This window comes from Sphingopyxis fribergensis (assembly GCF_000803645.1).
Lineage (GTDB): Bacteria > Pseudomonadota > Alphaproteobacteria > Sphingomonadales > Sphingomonadaceae > Sphingopyxis > Sphingopyxis fribergensis.
The window spans coordinates 2,098,492-2,114,453 of the sequence record NZ_CP009122.1; the positions used below are offsets into that span (position 1 = coordinate 2,098,492).

Annotated in this window: 17 protein-coding genes; 11 read left to right on the forward strand and 6 right to left on the reverse strand. The window is 65.3% G+C overall.

The genetic code is table 11. The features are described from left to right. The first annotated feature begins 163 nt into the window (after positions 1–163). From purB to SKP52_RS09780, 9 genes are all read left to right on the forward strand, one after another. Complete coding sequence (gene purB, locus SKP52_RS09740; protein WP_039574413.1) at positions 164–1,480, forward strand: adenylosuccinate lyase; 1,317 nt, start codon at positions 164–166, stop codon at positions 1,478–1,480. Positions 1,481–1,546: 66 nt separating this feature from the next. Continuing rightward, positions 1,547–1,888, forward strand: coding sequence for a lipopolysaccharide assembly protein LapA domain-containing protein (locus SKP52_RS09745; RefSeq protein WP_039574416.1), 342 nt, complete (start codon positions 1,547–1,549; stop codon positions 1,886–1,888). Next, on the forward strand, positions 1,885–2,559 hold the full coding sequence (gene pyrF, locus SKP52_RS09750; protein ID WP_039574418.1) for an orotidine-5'-phosphate decarboxylase: 675 nt from the start codon (positions 1,885–1,887) through the stop codon (positions 2,557–2,559). Before SKP52_RS09745 ends, pyrF begins: the two co-directional genes overlap by 4 nt. 104 nt (positions 2,560–2,663) lie before the next feature. After that, the gene (locus tag SKP52_RS09755) at positions 2,664–3,296 is read left to right on the forward strand and encodes a phosphoribosylanthranilate isomerase (protein ID WP_039580525.1); all 633 of its coding nucleotides are present in this window, start codon (positions 2,664–2,666) and stop codon (positions 3,294–3,296) included. A gap of 94 nt (positions 3,297–3,390) precedes the next feature. Beyond that, positions 3,391–4,608, forward strand: a complete 1,218-nt coding sequence (gene trpB, locus SKP52_RS09760; protein WP_407695089.1) for a tryptophan synthase subunit beta — start codon at positions 3,391–3,393, stop codon at positions 4,606–4,608. Positions 4,609–4,622: 14 nt separating this feature from the next. After that, entirely contained in the window at positions 4,623–4,829 is a 207-nt protein-coding gene (locus SKP52_RS09765; protein WP_039574419.1) for a DUF6980 family protein, read from the forward strand. Beyond that, positions 4,826–5,617, forward strand: a complete 792-nt coding sequence (trpA, locus tag SKP52_RS09770) for a tryptophan synthase subunit alpha (protein ID WP_039574422.1) — start codon at positions 4,826–4,828, stop codon at positions 5,615–5,617. The genes SKP52_RS09765 and trpA overlap by 4 nt, the downstream gene beginning before the upstream one ends. Further along, the gene (gene accD / locus SKP52_RS09775) at positions 5,614–6,465 is read left to right on the forward strand and encodes an acetyl-CoA carboxylase, carboxyltransferase subunit beta (protein WP_039574425.1); all 852 of its coding nucleotides are present in this window, start codon (positions 5,614–5,616) and stop codon (positions 6,463–6,465) included. The genes trpA and accD overlap by 4 nt, the downstream gene beginning before the upstream one ends. A gap of 143 nt (positions 6,466–6,608) precedes the next feature. After that, positions 6,609–7,925: a bifunctional folylpolyglutamate synthase/dihydrofolate synthase gene (locus tag SKP52_RS09780; protein ID WP_039574428.1), complete on the forward strand. Its 1,317-nt coding sequence runs from the start codon at positions 6,609–6,611 to the stop codon at positions 7,923–7,925. Here the strand turns inward: SKP52_RS09780 and SKP52_RS25235 are convergent. Both SKP52_RS25235 and SKP52_RS09795 read right to left on the reverse strand, forming a co-directional pair. Then, on the reverse strand, positions 7,897–9,606 hold the full coding sequence (locus SKP52_RS25235) for an AmpG family muropeptide MFS transporter (RefSeq protein ID WP_148309071.1): 1,710 nt from the start codon (positions 9,604–9,606) through the stop codon (positions 7,897–7,899). The two genes, SKP52_RS09780 and SKP52_RS25235, sit on opposite strands and share 29 nt — an antisense overlap. A gap of 125 nt (positions 9,607–9,731) precedes the next feature. Then, positions 9,732–10,172, reverse strand: a complete 441-nt coding sequence (locus SKP52_RS09795) for a response regulator (protein WP_228383881.1) — start codon at positions 10,170–10,172, stop codon at positions 9,732–9,734. Positions 10,173–10,324: 152 nt separating this feature from the next. Between SKP52_RS09795 and SKP52_RS09800 the strand changes: the two genes are divergently transcribed. Beyond that, on the forward strand, positions 10,325–11,185 hold the full coding sequence (locus SKP52_RS09800) for a pseudouridine synthase (RefSeq protein ID WP_039574431.1): 861 nt from the start codon (positions 10,325–10,327) through the stop codon (positions 11,183–11,185). Then, a complete protein-coding gene (gene rsmD, locus SKP52_RS09805) occupies positions 11,185–11,727 on the forward strand; it encodes a 16S rRNA (guanine(966)-N(2))-methyltransferase RsmD (protein ID WP_039580537.1) in 543 nt (180 codons plus the stop codon). Before SKP52_RS09800 ends, rsmD begins: the two co-directional genes overlap by 1 nt. Here rsmD and SKP52_RS09810 read toward each other — a convergent pair. From SKP52_RS09810 to SKP52_RS09830, 4 genes are all read right to left on the reverse strand, one after another. After that, positions 11,714–12,982, reverse strand: a complete 1,269-nt coding sequence (locus SKP52_RS09810; protein WP_039580539.1) for an MFS transporter — start codon at positions 12,980–12,982, stop codon at positions 11,714–11,716. The genes rsmD and SKP52_RS09810 overlap by 14 nt on opposite strands. Before the next feature lie 82 nt (positions 12,983–13,064). Next, positions 13,065–13,631: a septal ring lytic transglycosylase RlpA family protein gene (locus SKP52_RS09815; RefSeq protein ID WP_039574433.1), complete on the reverse strand. Its 567-nt coding sequence runs from the start codon at positions 13,629–13,631 to the stop codon at positions 13,065–13,067. A gap of 82 nt (positions 13,632–13,713) precedes the next feature. Beyond that, entirely contained in the window at positions 13,714–15,348 is a 1,635-nt protein-coding gene (locus tag SKP52_RS09820; RefSeq protein WP_039574435.1) for a recombinase family protein, read from the reverse strand. Between the two features lie 283 nt (positions 15,349–15,631). Continuing rightward, positions 15,632–15,859: a helix-turn-helix transcriptional regulator gene (locus SKP52_RS09830; protein WP_039574441.1), complete on the reverse strand. Its 228-nt coding sequence runs from the start codon at positions 15,857–15,859 to the stop codon at positions 15,632–15,634. Positions 15,860–15,962 lie beyond the last annotated feature (103 nt).

The window sequence follows — 15,962 nt, forward strand, 5'->3', positions numbered from 1 at the left end:
GCGACCCGTCGCCTTTCTGATGGGGCATGAGAGCAACCCGCGGTCTTTCCGCAAAGTTGCGCTTGCTCCAAGTTTGGCTAAACGCCCCGTCCCTGCTAGGGGGCGGCCCGTCGCGGTTCCGCAGGGATTCCGCGATAGAGCGCCCTAAAAGGAAGGAAATTCAATGGTTCCGCGTTACGCACGGCCGGAAATGACCGCGATCTGGTCGGCCGAGAATCGGTTTCGCATCTGGTTCGAGATCGAAGCGCACGCGACCGATGCCCTTGCCGAACTGGGCACCGTGCCGAAATCGGCTGCCAAGGCGCTGTGGGACTGGTGGGCCACGAACCCGGCCATCGACGTCGCCGCGATCGATGCGATCGAGGCAGTCACCAAGCATGACGTCATCGCCTTCCTCACATGGGTTGCCGAAAATGTCGGCGACGAAGCGCGCTTCATGCATCAGGGCATGACCAGCTCCGACGTGCTCGACACCTGCCTCGCGGTCCAACTCGCCCAAGCGGCCGACATATTGCTCGCCGACCTCGATGCCCTGCTCGAAGCGATCAAGCGCCGCGCCTATGAACATAAGCTCACGCCGACGATCGGCCGCAGCCACGGCATCCACGCCGAACCTGTGACCTTCGGGCTCAAGCTCGCCGAAGCCTATGCCGAATTCTCGCGCTGCAAGCTCCGTCTGCAGGCCGCGCGCGCCGAAATCGCGACCTGCGCCATCTCGGGCGCCGTCGGCACCTTCGCCAATATCGATCCGCGCGTCGAGGCGCATGTCGCGGCCAAGCTCGGCCTCGCGATCGAACCCGTCTCGACGCAGGTCATCCCGCGCGACCGCCACGCAATGTTCTTCGCCGTGCTCGGCGTCATCGCCTCGTCGATCGAGCGCCTGTCGGTCGAGGTTCGCCACCTTCAGCGCACCGAAGTGCTTGAGGCCGAGGAATATTTCTCGCCGGGGCAAAAGGGCTCGTCGGCAATGCCGCACAAGCGCAACCCGATCCTGACCGAAAATCTCACTGGCCTTGCGCGCGTCGTGCGCAGCGCGGTGACGCCCGCAATGGAAAATGTCGCGCTGTGGCACGAACGCGATATCAGCCACTCGTCGGTCGAACGTTTTATCGGCCCCGATGCGACGATCACGCTCGACTTCGCGCTCGGACGCCTGACCGGCGTCGTCGACAAGTTGCTGGTCTATCCCGAACGGATGCAGAAGAATCTCGACCGGATGGGCGGCCTCGTCCATTCGCAGCGCGTGCTGCTCGCGCTGACGCAGGCGGGCGCAAGCCGCGAGGAAAGCTATGTGCTCGTTCAGCGCAACGCGATGAAGGTGTGGGAATCGGACGGACAGCTCTCGCTGCTCGAACTGCTCAAGGGCGACGCCGACGTGACCGCGAAGCTGTCGGCCGACGAACTGACCGCATTGTTCGATCTCGGCTATCATCTGAAGCATGTCGACACGATCTTCGACCGGGTGTTCGGGGCGGCATAGTCCCGGACTGGAATCGTGCGGCAATCTGTCATAGGGTCAGGTCCGACCGACAGAGGAGCAAGACGAGTGGGAATCCTGCGAACGATCATCTGGGTTTTGCTGACCGCCGTGCTGGTCATCTTTGCGATGGCGAACTGGCGGGTCGTAACGGTCACCATCTGGCCGGGCTGGGAGGCGGAAACCAAGCTCCCCGTCGTGATCCTCGCCGCATTTCTGATCGGCAGCGTGCCGATGTGGATCGCGCTGCGCACGACGCGCTGGTCGATGAAGCGCCGCCTCGATGCCAGCGAACGGCAGGCGGCCGACCTGCGTGCGCTCGCCAATCGCCCCGTCGAGGTGACTCCCACGGCACCCGTCAACGACATTCCCCCCGCCCCAACCGATCTCTTCGCCACGGACAAGCCATGACCTCGCCGCTTTATCTCGCCATCGACACGACGCACCTCGACGCCGCGCTGACGCTCGCGCAGAAGGTGCGGCGCCATGTCGGCGGGCTGAAGCTCGGTCTCGAATTCTTCTGCGCCAACGGCCACCACGGTGTGCATGAAATGGCGAAGCTCGGGCTGCCGATCTTCCTCGACCTCAAACTGCACGACATTCCCAATACCGTCGCGAAAGCCATTCAGGCACTCCGCCCCCTCGAGCCCGCGATCCTGACCGTCCACGCCGTGGGCGGCCGCGCGATGCTCGAAGAGGCGAAGGCGGCGGCGGGCACGGGTACAAAGGTCGTCGCGGTGACCGTGCTGACCAGCCTCGACGCCCCCGATCTCGAAGACATCGGCGTCGGCGGCAGCCCGCACGACCAGGTCGTCCGCCTCGCCGCGCTCGCACGCGAATCGGGGCTCGACGGGATCGTCTGCTCGGGGCAGGAAGTGAAGGCGGCGCGCAAGGCCTGGCCGGGCGGCCATTTCGTCGTCCCCGGCGTCCGCCCCGCGAACGGCAAGATCGGCGACCAGAAACGCGTCGTCACGCCGGCGCAGGCAATGGCCGACGGCGCCTCGATCCTCGTCGTCGGCCGCCCGATCAGCCAGTCCCCCGATCCCGACCTCGCCGCGCGCGAGATCGAAGCGACGCTTTAACCAACACATCTGTCATCCCGGCGAAGGCCGGGATCTCGACGTGCCGACATGACGCTCCGTGGAGATTCCGGCCTTCGCCGGGATGACGACAGGATAAAATGAACATGCCCCCACTCGTCAAAATCTGTGGTCTCACCACCCCCCAGGCCGTCGACGACGCGATCCGCCTCGGCGCCACGCACATCGGCCTCGTCCATTACGAACCGAGCCAGCGCCACGTCGACCTCAAAACTGCGGCCGAACTGCGCAAACGCGCCGGATCGCGCGTGAAGGTCGCGCTGCTCCTCGTCAACGCGTCGCAACAGCTGACGGGCGATGCGCTCGGTACGGTGCGTCCCGACATCGTGCAATTTCACGGCAGCGAGACCCCTGAGTGGCTGGCGGTCGTAAAGCGCCTCGTTCCCGCCGAAATCTGGAAAGCTGTGGGGATCAAGGATGCTGGCACGCTGGAGCGGATGCAGAAATATCGCGGCATCGCCGACCGCATCCTGTTCGACGCGCCGGCGGCCGCGCTCCCCGGCGGCACCGGCACGCGCTTCGACTGGTCGCTGCTCAAGAACCATCGCCACAGCATGGATTGGGGCATCGCGGGCGGGCTGACCCCCGATAATGTGGCGCAGGCCATCGCCGAAACAGGCGCCCCGCTCGTCGATGTCTCGTCGGGCGTCGAAAGCGCGCCGGGCGTCAAGGATGTGGACAAGGTCGCCGCTTTCCTTAAAGCGGTCGCCGCATGTTGACGCGGCTCATCTTTGTTGCGGCTATCGGCAAACGATGGCGCTGATCGCTTGAGACTATCTCGAAGCGTGTGCCCCACTTTTGCCGATGGAAACGATGATGACTGCGACCCTTCCCAATAGCCTTCGCACCGGCCCCGACGAACGCGGCCATTTTGGCCAGTTCGGCGGCCGCTATGTCGCCGAAACTCTGATGCCGCTGATCCTCGACCTTGAACGCCATTATCGGGCGGCACAGGCCGACCCCGCGTTCAAGGCCGAGTTCGACTATCTGCTCAAACATTATGTCGGCCGTCCCAGCCCGCTGTGGTTCGCCGAGCGGCTGACCGATCATCTCGGCGGCGCGAAAATCTATCTCAAGCGCGAGGATCTTAATCACACCGGCGCGCACAAGATCAACAATTGCATCGGTCAGATCTTGCTCGCCAAACGCATGGGCAAGACCAAGATCATCGCCGAGACCGGCGCCGGCCAGCACGGCGTCGCGACCGCGACCGTCGCCGCGCTCTTCGGCCTGCCCTGCACCATCTTCATGGGCGCGGTCGATGTTGCGCGCCAACAGCCGAACGTGTTCCGCATGAAGCTGCTCGGCGCCGAAGTCGTCGCGGTCGAGAGCGGCGCCAAGACGCTCAAGGACGCGATGAACGAGGCGCTGCGCCACTGGGTCGCGAACGTCCACGACACTTTCTACATCATCGGCACCGTCGCCGGGCCGCACCCCTATCCCGAACTCGTGCGCGATTTCCAGTCGGTGATCGGCGACGAAGCGCGCGAACAGATTTTGAAAGCCGAAGGCCGCCTTCCCGACATGCTGATCGCCCCCGTCGGCGGCGGATCGAACGCCATCGGCCTGTTCCACCCCTTCCTCGATGACACGGACGTCGAGATCGTTGGCGTCGAAGCCGCGGGCGAGGGCCTGGACGGCAAGCATGCCGCGAGCCTTGCGGGCGGCAAGCCCGGCATCCTCCACGGCAACAAGACCTACCTGCTCCAGGACGAAGACGGCCAGATCACCGAGGCGCACAGCATCTCGGCGGGGCTCGACTATCCGGGCATCGGCCCCGAGCATAGCTGGCTCCACGACATCGGCCGCGTCCGTTACGAACCCGTCACCGACGCTGAGGCGCTGGCAAGTTTCCAGAAGCTGACGAAGCTCGAAGGCATCATCCCCGCGCTCGAAAGCGCGCACGCGATCGCGGCGGCGGAGAAGATCGCGCCTACGCTGGGCAAGGACAAGATCATCATCGTCAACTGCTCGGGCCGCGGCGACAAGGATATTGCCACGGTAGCGAAAGCGATCGGGGTCGAACTGTGAGTCATTGCTGCGAAATGCTGCGCTCGAATGTCGAGAGCGTTTGCGACCAACATGCAGATCGCAAAGACTGCCCGGATGCCATCGTCGATTTCAACGACGCATCCGGCTTTTATGGCCTGTTCGTTCGCGATGGCGAGAACGCCAGCGCCGGATCCGCGATCATCATTTCCTATTGTCCATGGTGCGGCACAAAGCTGCCGAAAGGGTTGGATGACCTATGACCCGCTTCGCCGCCGCCTTCACGAAACCCCGCCCCGCCCTCGTCGCCTTCATCACCGCGGGCGACGGCGACACCGCCGCGAACCTTGACGCGCTCGTCGCGGGGGGCGCCGATGTGATCGAGCTGGGTATGCCCTTCACCGATCCGATGGCCGACGGCCCCGCGATCCAGCAAGCGAACCTGCGCAGCCTCGCCAAGGGCACGACCACGGCGGACATCTTCGCCATCGCCGCCGCCTTCCGCCAGCGCCACCCCGACACCCCGCTCGTCCTGATGGGCTATGCCAATCCGATGACGATCCGCGGCGGCGACTGGTTCGCGGCCGAATGCGCCAAGGCGGGCGTCGATGGCGTCATCTGCGTCGATGTTCCCGCCGAGGAAGACCCCGAACTCGGCCCCGCGCTGCGCGCCGCCGGTGTCGACCTGATCCGCCTCGCCACGCCGACCACCGACACGGTGCGCCTACCCGCCGTCCTCGAAGGCGCGAGTGGCTTCCTCTATTATGTCTCGGTCGCCGGGATCACCGGCCAGCAACAGGCCGCGCAAGCGAGCATCGACGAAGCGGTCGCGCGCCTGAAAGCCGCGACCGACCTGCCCATCGCGGTCGGCTTCGGCATCCGCACTCCCGAACAGGCCGCCGAAATCGCCAAGGTCGCCGATGGCGTCGTCGTCGGATCGGCATTCATCGACATCATCGCCGAGCATGGTGACGCCGCGGCGTCGCATGTCGAGGCTTTCACCCGCTCACTCGCCGATGCTATCCACGGCGCAAAGGAGATCGCCGCATGAGCTGGCTCGACCGCGTTCGCAACGCGCTGCCCTTCGGGGCGAAACGCGACACCGCCGACAATCTCTGGCACAAATGCCGCCAGTGCCAGCAGATGGTGTTCGTCAAGGAATGGGAAGACAATCTCAACGTCTGCCCGCGCTGCGACCATCACGACCGCATCGGCGCCACCGAGCGTTTCGCGCAGCTGTTCGACGGCGGGCTGCACGAGATGATCGCCGCGCCCCCGGCGCCCGAAGATCCGCTCAAATTCCGCGACACCAAAAAATATGTCGACCGTATCAAGGCGGCGCGCGCGCAGACGGGCGACCGCGATGCCTATCAGAATGCCTTCGGCCGTATCTCGGGCCAGGGCGTCGTGATCGGCGTCCAGGATTTCGCCTTCATGGGCGGGTCGATGGGGGTTGCGGTGGGCGAAGCCTTCGTCGCCGGGGTCGAACAGGCGATCAAGCGCGGCTGCCCCTATATCGCGATCACCGCCGCGGGCGGCGCGCGCATGCAGGAAGGCACGCTGTCGCTGATGCAGATGCCGCGCGCCACGGTGGCCCTGGCCCGCCTGCGCCGCGCCGGCCTGCCCTATATCGTGCTGCTAACCGATCCGACGACCGGGGGCGTCACCGCCAGCTATGCGATGCTCGGCGATATCCAGATCAGCGAACCCAAGGCGCTGATCGGCTTCGCGGGCCAGCGCGTGATCGAGAATACGATCCGCGAGAAATTGCCCGAAGGGTTCCAGCGCGCCGAATATCTCCTCGATCACGGGATGATCGACATGGTCGTGCATCGCAAGGAATTGCCGGAGACGCTGGGCCGCCTGATCGGTTATCTGGCGCCCGAGAAGGCGGCGTAAGCTACGCAGGCCAAACATCCTTGCTTCGTCACCCCGGACTTGATCCGGGGTCCAAGCCACGGCCGTGCAGATGGATGCCGGATCAAGTCCGGCATGACGAAGATGGAAAGACCTAAGCGACTTTCTCGATCAAGGCACGATATATGCCCGACCACGCCCACTCTTCGGACCCCGCGGTCCAAGCGCAGCTCGATCGCCTCGCCGCGCTGTCGCCGGGCCGCGACATCCTCGGCCTTGAACGCATCGCTGAGCTCTGCGCCCGCCTCGGCAATCCGCAAAACCAGCTCCCGCGCACCTTCCATGTCGCGGGCACCAACGGCAAGGGATCGACCTGCGCCTATCTCCGCGCGATTCTCGAAGCGCAGGGCCGCCGCGTCCACAGCTACACCAGCCCGCACCTCGTGCGCTTCAACGAACGCATCCGTCTCGCCGGAACGCTGATCGACGACGCGCTTCTCGCCGCCCTCCTCGAAGAAGTGCTCGACGAGGCCGCCGATCTGCAGGCGAGTTTCTTCGAGGTCACCACCGCCGCCGCCTTCCTCGCCTTCGCGCGCATCCCCGCCGACGATTGCATCATCGAGGTCGGGCTGGGCGGCCGCCTCGACGCGACGAACATCATCCCGCCGCCCGCGGTCGCCGGCATCGCATCGCTCGGCATCGATCACGAAGCCTTCCTGCTCGCCCCCGAAGCCGGGACGCCCAACGACCCGGCGACGCGCATCGCATGGGAAAAGGCGGGGATCATCAAACCCGATACGCCGGTGGCGACCTTCGCCTATCCGCCGCTCGTGCAGGAAATCATCGCCGCCAAGGTCGACTCGGTCGGTGCCACGCTTTTTCCCGAAGGCGGCGGCTGGACGATCGACGCCGATGGCGACGGCTTCCGCTGGACCTCGAAGCTCGGATCAGTCGCGCCGATGCTGCGCTCGCGCATGGCGGGCGCGCACCAGATGCGCAACGCCGGGCTTGCCATCGCCATGCTGCGCCTCGCACCCGGTTCGCAGCCGAGCGACGATGCGATCGCGCGCGGCGTCTCGGACGCGTTCTGGCCGGGCCGGATGCAGCGCCTCGAAACTGGTCCGCTCGCCGACCTGCTTCCCGACAACACGGAAATCTGGCTTGACGGTGCGCACAATGTCGACGCGGGCCTCGCGCTCGCGCGCCAGTTCGCGGGCGAGACACGGCGCATCCACCTGATCACGGGCATGCTCGCAAACAAGGACCCCGCTGCGATCATCGCGCCCTTGGCGGCTCATCTCGCCAGCCTGACCGCCGTTCCCGTGGCGGGGCACGATCATCATGGCGCCGCCGCATTCGGAACGGGAGCAAAAGCCGCCGCGTCGGTTGCCCACGCACTTCGCAGCCTTGACGTCGATCCGGCACGCGATATCGTCCTGATTGCCGGCTCGCTCTATCTCGCCGGCGAAGTTCTCAGCGCGAACCGGCAGTTTCCGGACTGACCGCCTGCGGCGACGCCTCGGGTATCTCGACCTCGCCCGCGGTTCCGATCGAACGATCGACCAGCCCGGATCGCATCATCCACCAGAAGATCAGGATGCCCGGCACCGCGAGCGCGGTCGTCAGCAGGTAAAAATCGACATAGCCGAACGCTTCGATCAGCTTGCCCGCGCTGGTCCCGGTCAGGAAGCGCCCGAGGATGCTCGCCGCGGCAGAGAAAAGCGCAAAATGGGTCGCGGTAAAGCGCAGGTCGGCCAGCGCCGAAAGATAGGCGACGACGCAGACGCCGCCGATCCCGCTCGCGAAATTCTCGAACCCGATCGCGCCCGCCATGCCCCAATTGCTGTGCCCGGCAGCGGCAAGACCCGCAAAGCTGAAATTGGAAATCGCCATCAGGACAAGGCTGAGCAGCACCGACCGCTTCATCCCGAGCCGGGCATAGATGATGCCGCCGACGAACACCCCGGCGAGCAGCGCCCAGAAGCCGAGGCCGACGTCGTAAAAGGCAATCTCGTCGTTGGTGTAGCCCAGGTCCTCGAACAACAGGCGGAAGGTCAGGTTGGCGAGCGTGTCGCCTATCTTGTGGAGCAGCAGGAAGAAGAGGATCAGGATCGCCCCCTCGCGCGAGAAAAACTCGGCGAGCGGCCCGACCGCGCCCTTGTCGGGCGCCTGTCCTTCGCGTGATCCGGTTGGCATCGCGAAGAGCGCCGCGATGACGATCGCGCCGACGGCGAGTACGGCGCCCAGCAGCGTCGCGCCAACATAGGAGGCGATCGTCGCCCAGTCTGTCGCCAGCACGGCGACGAGCGCGAGCGCGGGCAGCGCGATGATCCAGTTCACCTGCCCGCTCCACCCGATATCGCGCGCGCGCCGGGCGGAGAGGTCGAACAGCGGGAACAGATAGCCAACGAGCACCATCAGCGTGAGGATATCGACATCGAGCCATTGATCGACCTGCCGCGCGACGAGGAAGGCGATCGGGAAGCTCAGGATGAAGATCGCGTAATATTTACGCGAGAGGAATGCCGGCCAATGCCGCTCGATCTTGCGTTCGGGCTCGCCCATCACCAGCCCGGTGATGATGGCGGGCAGGACCAGCGCGCCGCACACCATATAGGCGGCGCCCCACCCGGCGCGGTCGGCGACAACTAGCGCCAAGGCGCCCGCCACCGCCGCGCCGATGCGCCAGCCATATTGCGACATGCCCGACCCGGTTCCCAATTGCTCGGGCGACAGCAGTTCGATCCGATAGGCGTCGATGACGATGTCATAGGTCGCCCCGGCCAGCCCGACCGCGATCGCGGCCAAGGCCACGACCGCGAGCGACGCCTTGGGGTCGAGGTTGCCCAGCACCGATACCGCGACGAACACCAGTGCACCGACGAGGATCAGCCAAGACCGCCGCTGGCCGATGTGGCCGAGAATGGGGATACGAAAGCGGTCGATCGCCGGGGCCCAGGCCCATTTCAGATTATAGGCGAGAAAGGTCAGCGCAAAGGCCGTCACCGACGATTTTTCGATCCCGTCCTGCGCGAGCCGCGTCGTCAGCGTCGCGCCGATCATCGCGAAGGGAAACCCCGACGATATGCCGAGGAACAGCGCGGCGAGCGGCGCGGGCTCGAGATAGGGGCGCAAACTGTCGCGCCAGCCCTTCGGTGCCGGCATCGCCGCATTTGTCGACATGATATTCCCCCTCAGCAGCGACCGTTCGGCCATGGCCCATGTCACAAATGGCCTAACGCGTTGGGGATAAATTGGAAGCGGCTAATTGGCTGCCCGCCGCGCGCGAGCGGTCGGCCCGCCGCATCTCATGCGGCGGCGGGGCGCCAGAAGGTCGTGAGGCCGCTGACCTTGCGCGGCGCCTGATTCTTGCACGTCATCGACTCGACCGCCTTCAGCGCCGAAACCAGCGCCGACGCGCTGTGCGGCTTGCCGAGGCAGGCGATGGCGATGTCCTCGGCGTCGGCGGGGCATTGTCCCGTCACCAGCAGAACCGCGATACCGCGGTCGCGCGCCAGCCGGGCAACTTCACGGCCGGTCATATGCCCTGCAAGGCCCAGGTCAAGAACCACCGCGTCGATCGGCTTTGCTGCCATGATCGCCACTGCCGCCTCGCCCGAATCGACCGTCGCGACGATGTCGTACCCGCCGAGTTTCAGCGTGTGCTCATTGTCGAACGCGGTCAGCGGATCATCCTCGATGATCAGCAACCGCTTGATGCAGGTGGGGCGGTGGGCGAAGAGCATCATGACTCCCTTTAACATGGCCATGACTCGCTCCGCGGCGCCGTGCAAGATCGCTTCTGCTTGCCATCGACGAAGCGGGTCTTTTCCGGCTATGAGCGTGATCACAACGCAACACTATTTTCTCAAATAACGACAAGAAAGTCGCATCTGTTCCCATGAACACACGCCGCCCACCTCGCCCCGCTACCCGCTCGGCCCCGAAAGCTGCTGGTGACGGCGACGCCCCGAAAGGTCGCCGCGCCGCGCGCGGCGCCGCTTCCGCGCTCAAGACGAAACCCGCCGAGGACGAACGCGAGGATGGCCCGCAACGGATCGCCAAGCTGCTCGCGCGCGCCGGCGTCGGGTCGCGCCGCGATGTCGAACGCATGGTCGAGGAGGGCCGCATCGCGCTCAACGGCCAGGTCGTCGTTCATCCTGCACCTTTGCTGACTTCGCTCGAAGGGCTGACCGTCGACGGCAACCCGGTCGCCAAACCCGTGTCGACGCGCCTCTATCGGTTCAACAAACCGGCGGGCTGCATCACCGCGGCGCGCGATCCCAAGGGGCGCAAGACGATTTACGATCTGTTGCCCAAGGATCTGCCGCGACTGATGCCCGTCGGCCGCCTCGATTATAACACCGAGGGTCTTCTGCTGCTCACCAATGACGGTGAATTCAAACGCCAGCTCGAACTACCCGCAAGCGGTGTCGAGCGCACCTACCGCGCCCGCGCCTTCGGCGACATCAGCCAGGCGCAGCTCGAGGAGCTGGCGATGGGGATCGAGATCGACGGCGTGCGCTATGGCAAGATCGACGCCAATCTCGAACGCCGCACGGGCCGCAACCAGTGGGTAGAAATGACGCTGACCGAGGGCAAGAACCGCGAAGTACGCAAAGTGCTCGAACATTTCGGGCTGCAGGTCAGCCGCCTGATCCGTACCCGCTACGGCGCGTTCGAGCTCGGCGGAATGCCGCTCGGCGCTGTTGACGTCGTGCCGCGCGACGAATTGTTTAAATTTCGCCGGCAGATGGGATGATGCGGGTCATCGCGGGGGAATGGCGCGGCCGCAAGCTACTCGCGCCCAAGAATGACGCGACGCGTCCAACTGCGGATCGCACGCGCGAGACGCTCTTTTCGATGCTCACCAGCCGCGTCGGCAGCTTCGAGGGGCTGGTCGTCGCCGACCTCTTCGCCGGATCGGGGGCGCTCGGCATCGAAGCGCTGTCGCGCGGCGCCGAACAATGCCTGTTCGCCGAACAGGACCGCGATGCACTCGATGTGCTGCGCAAAAATCTCGGCTCGCTCGACGCCGCCGCGCGCGCCGATATCCGTGCCGGCTCGGTAATGGGCCTCGGCCCCGCCAAACGCACCTACGACCTGCTGATGCTCGATGCGCCTTATGACACCGGCGCGGGCAGCGTTGCGCTCGACAAGCTCAATCGCCTCGGCTGGATCGGCCCCGACAGCTGGGTCTCGATCGAGACCGCGCACAAGGAAAGCATCGACATCGCGGGCTTCGAAATCGACGCCGAGCGCAAGGTCGGCAAGGCGAAGCTGACGCTGCTCAGGCTCGCCTAGCCGCGTCCTTCTGCACCATCAGTAATCCCAGCCAGCTGACGATCCCGGCCAGCGCGAGGTAAAATCCGACCATTTCGGTTCCGCCGCGTTCGGCCAACGCCTGCGCGACGATCGGCGCCATCGCGCCGCCCAAAATACCGCCTGCATTGAACGCGACCGACGCGCCGGTGTAGCGCACCCGAACCGGGAATAATCCGGTCAGCCAGCTGCCGAGCGGCCCATAGACCAGCCCCATTACGAACAGCGCGGTCGCAAGCCCCAGAAAGATGACCAGCCAGCTTCCCGACGCCAGCGCCGGCCCGAACAGGAAACCGACCAGCACCGTCGCACCGCATCCCCAGCTCAGCACGCGCTGCGCGCTCGACGCGTCGCTCCAATAGCCCGCGAAGATGATCCCGATGGCCATGAAAAGGATCGCGCCAAGCTGGATCAGCAGGAACTGCTCCTTGGGATAGCCGAGCGTGGTCGTGCCATGCGCCAATGCAAAGCTGGTCGCGAGGTAGAAGATCGCAAAACAGGCGACGACCGCAAAGGTGCCGGCCAGCGTCGCGACCAGATGGTGGCGGAACAATTCGCCGAGCGGCACCGGGGCCAGCGCCTCCTTTTCCCGCGCCGCGGCAAAATCCGGCGTCTCGCCGATCTTGAGCCGTACCCACAATCCAAGCCCGACAAGCACCGCCGACAGCAGAAACGGAATGCGCCAGCCCCACGCCGCGAAATCGGATTCACTTAGGCCAAGCCCGAGCAGCAGGAACAACCCGTTCGCCGCGATAAAGCCGACCGGTGCCCCAAGCTGCGGGAACATGCCAAAGCGCGATTTCCATCCCAGCGGCGCATTTTCGACCGCGAGCAACGCCGCCCCGCCCCACTCGCCGCCGAGCCCGAACCCCTGCCCGAAACGCAGGATGCAGAGCAGCAAAGGCGCGACCCACCCGACCATCGCATAGGTGGGTAGGAAGGCGATCAGGAGCGTCGAGGCGCCCATCATCATCAGTGAGGCGACAAGCGTCGACTTGCGCCCAATCCGGTCGCCATAATGGCCGAACACGATTGCCCCGACAGGCCGGGCGAAAAAGGCGAGGCCAAAGGTCATGAAGCTGTACATCAGCTGCGCCGATGCGGAACTTTCCGGAAAGAACAGCGGCCCGAACACCAGCGCCGCCGCGGTGCCGTAGATATAGAAATCGTAAAATTCGACCGCGGTGCCGACGAGGCTCGCGGTCAGGATGCGCCGATGCGCCCGGTAAGGTGCCAGATCCACGGGCTACTCTCCCCCTTTTTGGTTCGGCGGCGCTTTGGACGCCTTGCCGCACCTCGCGCAAGCGGCAATGCGCCCGCTATCGCCCTTTGGCCGGAAGCCGCGCGCGAAGCCGCTGCAATTCCTGCGCCGGCACGGGGGAGATCCGCGCCGCGGCCTTGCCCTCGCGCAGCCGCTTGCGGTCCTTCTCCGACGGCTCGATGCGGCGCACGCGGACCGGCGCGTGGCCCTGCGCCTTCATCCCCAGTTCCTCCGCCGCGCCGCGCGACAGGTCGATGATCCGCCCGCGCGCGAACGGCCCGCGATCATTGATCCGCACGATGATCCGCCGCCCCGTATCGAGCGCGGTGACCTCGACATAGGTCGGCAGGGGCAGCGTGGTATGCGCCGCGGTGATCCAGCCGGGCCGAAATTGCTCGCCATTGGCGGTGCTGTTCCCCGACTCGCTACCGTACCAGCTGGCATAACCGACCGCGTCATAGGCGGGAGCGGCGGCGGGGACATAGGTCGTGCCGCGGATCGTATAGGCCGGACCGATCCGCACAGGTGCGTCAGCCACCGGGCGGAAATTGCCGCCGGCGCACGCCGAGAGCGCGAGGACGGCCAAAACCGGGCCCGCCAGTCGAATGGTTGCGTATCGCTGCATCGCGCGACCGTAGATGGCGGAAATGGGGAGATAAAGCCCCTACCGCCGCTTTTGGGGTGGTGAGCCGCCAGTCCCAATTTCGTCATTCCCGCGAACCCGAGGCCACCGATGTTATAACTCGGCTGGCGCCGGGCGACGGGTTATCGTTAGCGAAGTCGAGTATCCCCATCAACGACCCGTGAAGGGTAGCATGAATTTCGCCGCGCTTCGCGCCGGGATGCAGCACGATCTTACCAACGAGCGAGCGAATGTCGGACGAAGCATCGAGCCGCGTTTCAGGGTCCGCAAGTGTTGCAGTCAGCCGTTCTACCTTGCGCTTGTAGATTTCGGCGATGCCGGGATGGATGTCTGGAACATCCTGCGGCGCCTCGGCAAGGCGCGCGGTGATTTCGGCTTTTTCGCGTTCCAGTTCGGCCATGCGCGCCTTCATAGCGGGCTGGTATAGCCCGTCCTCGATCGCAGCCATGATCCCCGCGACGGCCTTGTCGATCTTCGCGAGTGCGCGGCGATCGGTATCGGCCTCAATCCGCCGCTCGCGGTTCTCGCGGTTGATGTGCGCCGTATAGGCTGCGACAGCCGCCTCGATCTTGTCCGCCGACACGAGCCGGTCGGTCATTCCTGCCAGCGCCCTTCGCTCCAATACCTCGCGCCGGATCGTCCGACCGTTGGTGCAGGCACGACCGCGATGATGACCTGCGCAGCCGTAGCGGTCTCCTACGACGATCGCATAGACACGGCCGCAGACACCGCATTCGAGGAGTCCCGAGAGCAGATAGGCGGGCCGACGAGCACCATGCAGCGCGCGCGCCTGTGCGGCTTCCTTGATCCCGGCATGACGCGCGGCAAGCGTCGCCTGCTGGCGCTTGACTGCTGCCCAGAGGTCGTCGCTGACGATGCGAAGCTCTGGAGCCGCGTTCCGCACCCATTCGACTTCGGGGTTAAGGCGCATCACGCTCTTGCCGGTGCTCGGGTCTTTGACCGAATGCTTGTGGTTCCACACACGGACACCGACATAAAGCTCGTTGTTGAGGATGCCGGTCCCTCGGCGAATATCGCCGCGGATGCTGGTATCGCGCCACGCCTTGCCCGCTGGCCCCGATATGCCATCGGCATTGAGGTCGCGAGCAATCGCGATCGGGCTCTTGCCGGTCGCGAACTCGCGGAAGATGCGCTCGACAATCAGCGCTTCGGCGGGATCGATCTCGCGCTCGCCGCGCACCAGCTCGCCTTCGCTCGAAAGGCGGCGGATCATGCGATAGCCATAGCCGACCGCTCCCGCCGAGAAGCCCTTCTCGACGCGCCCGCGCAGACCGCGATGCGTTTTCTTCGCAAGGTCTTTGAGGAACAGCGCGTTCATCGTGCCCTTGAGCCCCACATGAAGCTCACTGATCTCGCCTTCAGCGAGCGTGAACAGCGGCACCCGCGCAAACTGCAAATGCTTGAACAGTGTCGCCACATCGGCCTGATCACGCGACACGCGGTCGAGCGCCTCGGCGAGGACGATATCGAACTTGCCCGCCTGCGCGTCGGCGAGCAGCCGCTGGATGCCGGGACGCAGGATCATGCTCGCCCCCGAGATCGCGGCATCCTCATAGACGGCTTCGATCTGCCACCCTTCGCGCGCTGCGCGTTCGCGGCAGATGCGCTGCTGGTCTGCGATCGACGCCGAACTTTGTTGATCGGAGGAATAGCGGCCATAGAGCGCGGCGCGGATCATGACATCTTCCTTTGGAGTCGAGGCAAGCGGACACCGGCCCGCTTGCCCCACTATGACAGTCTCGCGCGCCATGCCCTTAGGGTCAACGCTCGCGGGCCTTCGCATATTTACGGAAGATCATTGTCGTTGGCGGCTTTCCGCGCGCGAACATGCTCGCGTGCGATGTGCCGCCCGATCGCCTCTGCGATGCGCGTCAAGGCCGCGTCAACGGCGGCAGGAGCAAGTGCGGAAGCGTTATCATTCGCGGCCGTGAGCGGCCGCGAATGCGGCGCTGCGTCCTTTTTCATACCGGCCCATCGCCCATGGGCCGATTGTCATTTTCGGCGCGGTAGCCAGGCGGGTCGGCTATCCACCGATTGATGGCCGACTCCCACCACCCCGCACCATGGACGCTGATCTGCACCTGCGCCGGGAAGGTGCCTTCGGCGATCTTACGATAGAGGGTGGAACGTGACAGTCCGGTACGATTGAGAACGGTCGGTAGGCGGATGATCCTTTCGGAGACGGGCATGGCAATTACTCCATCGGCTGGCGTCGGTTGGGTTCCCCTGGGTGTAGAATTGGCGATCCGAAAAAATCGCGCAAGAGTGCCAAAAATGGTGCCAACTGCCTCT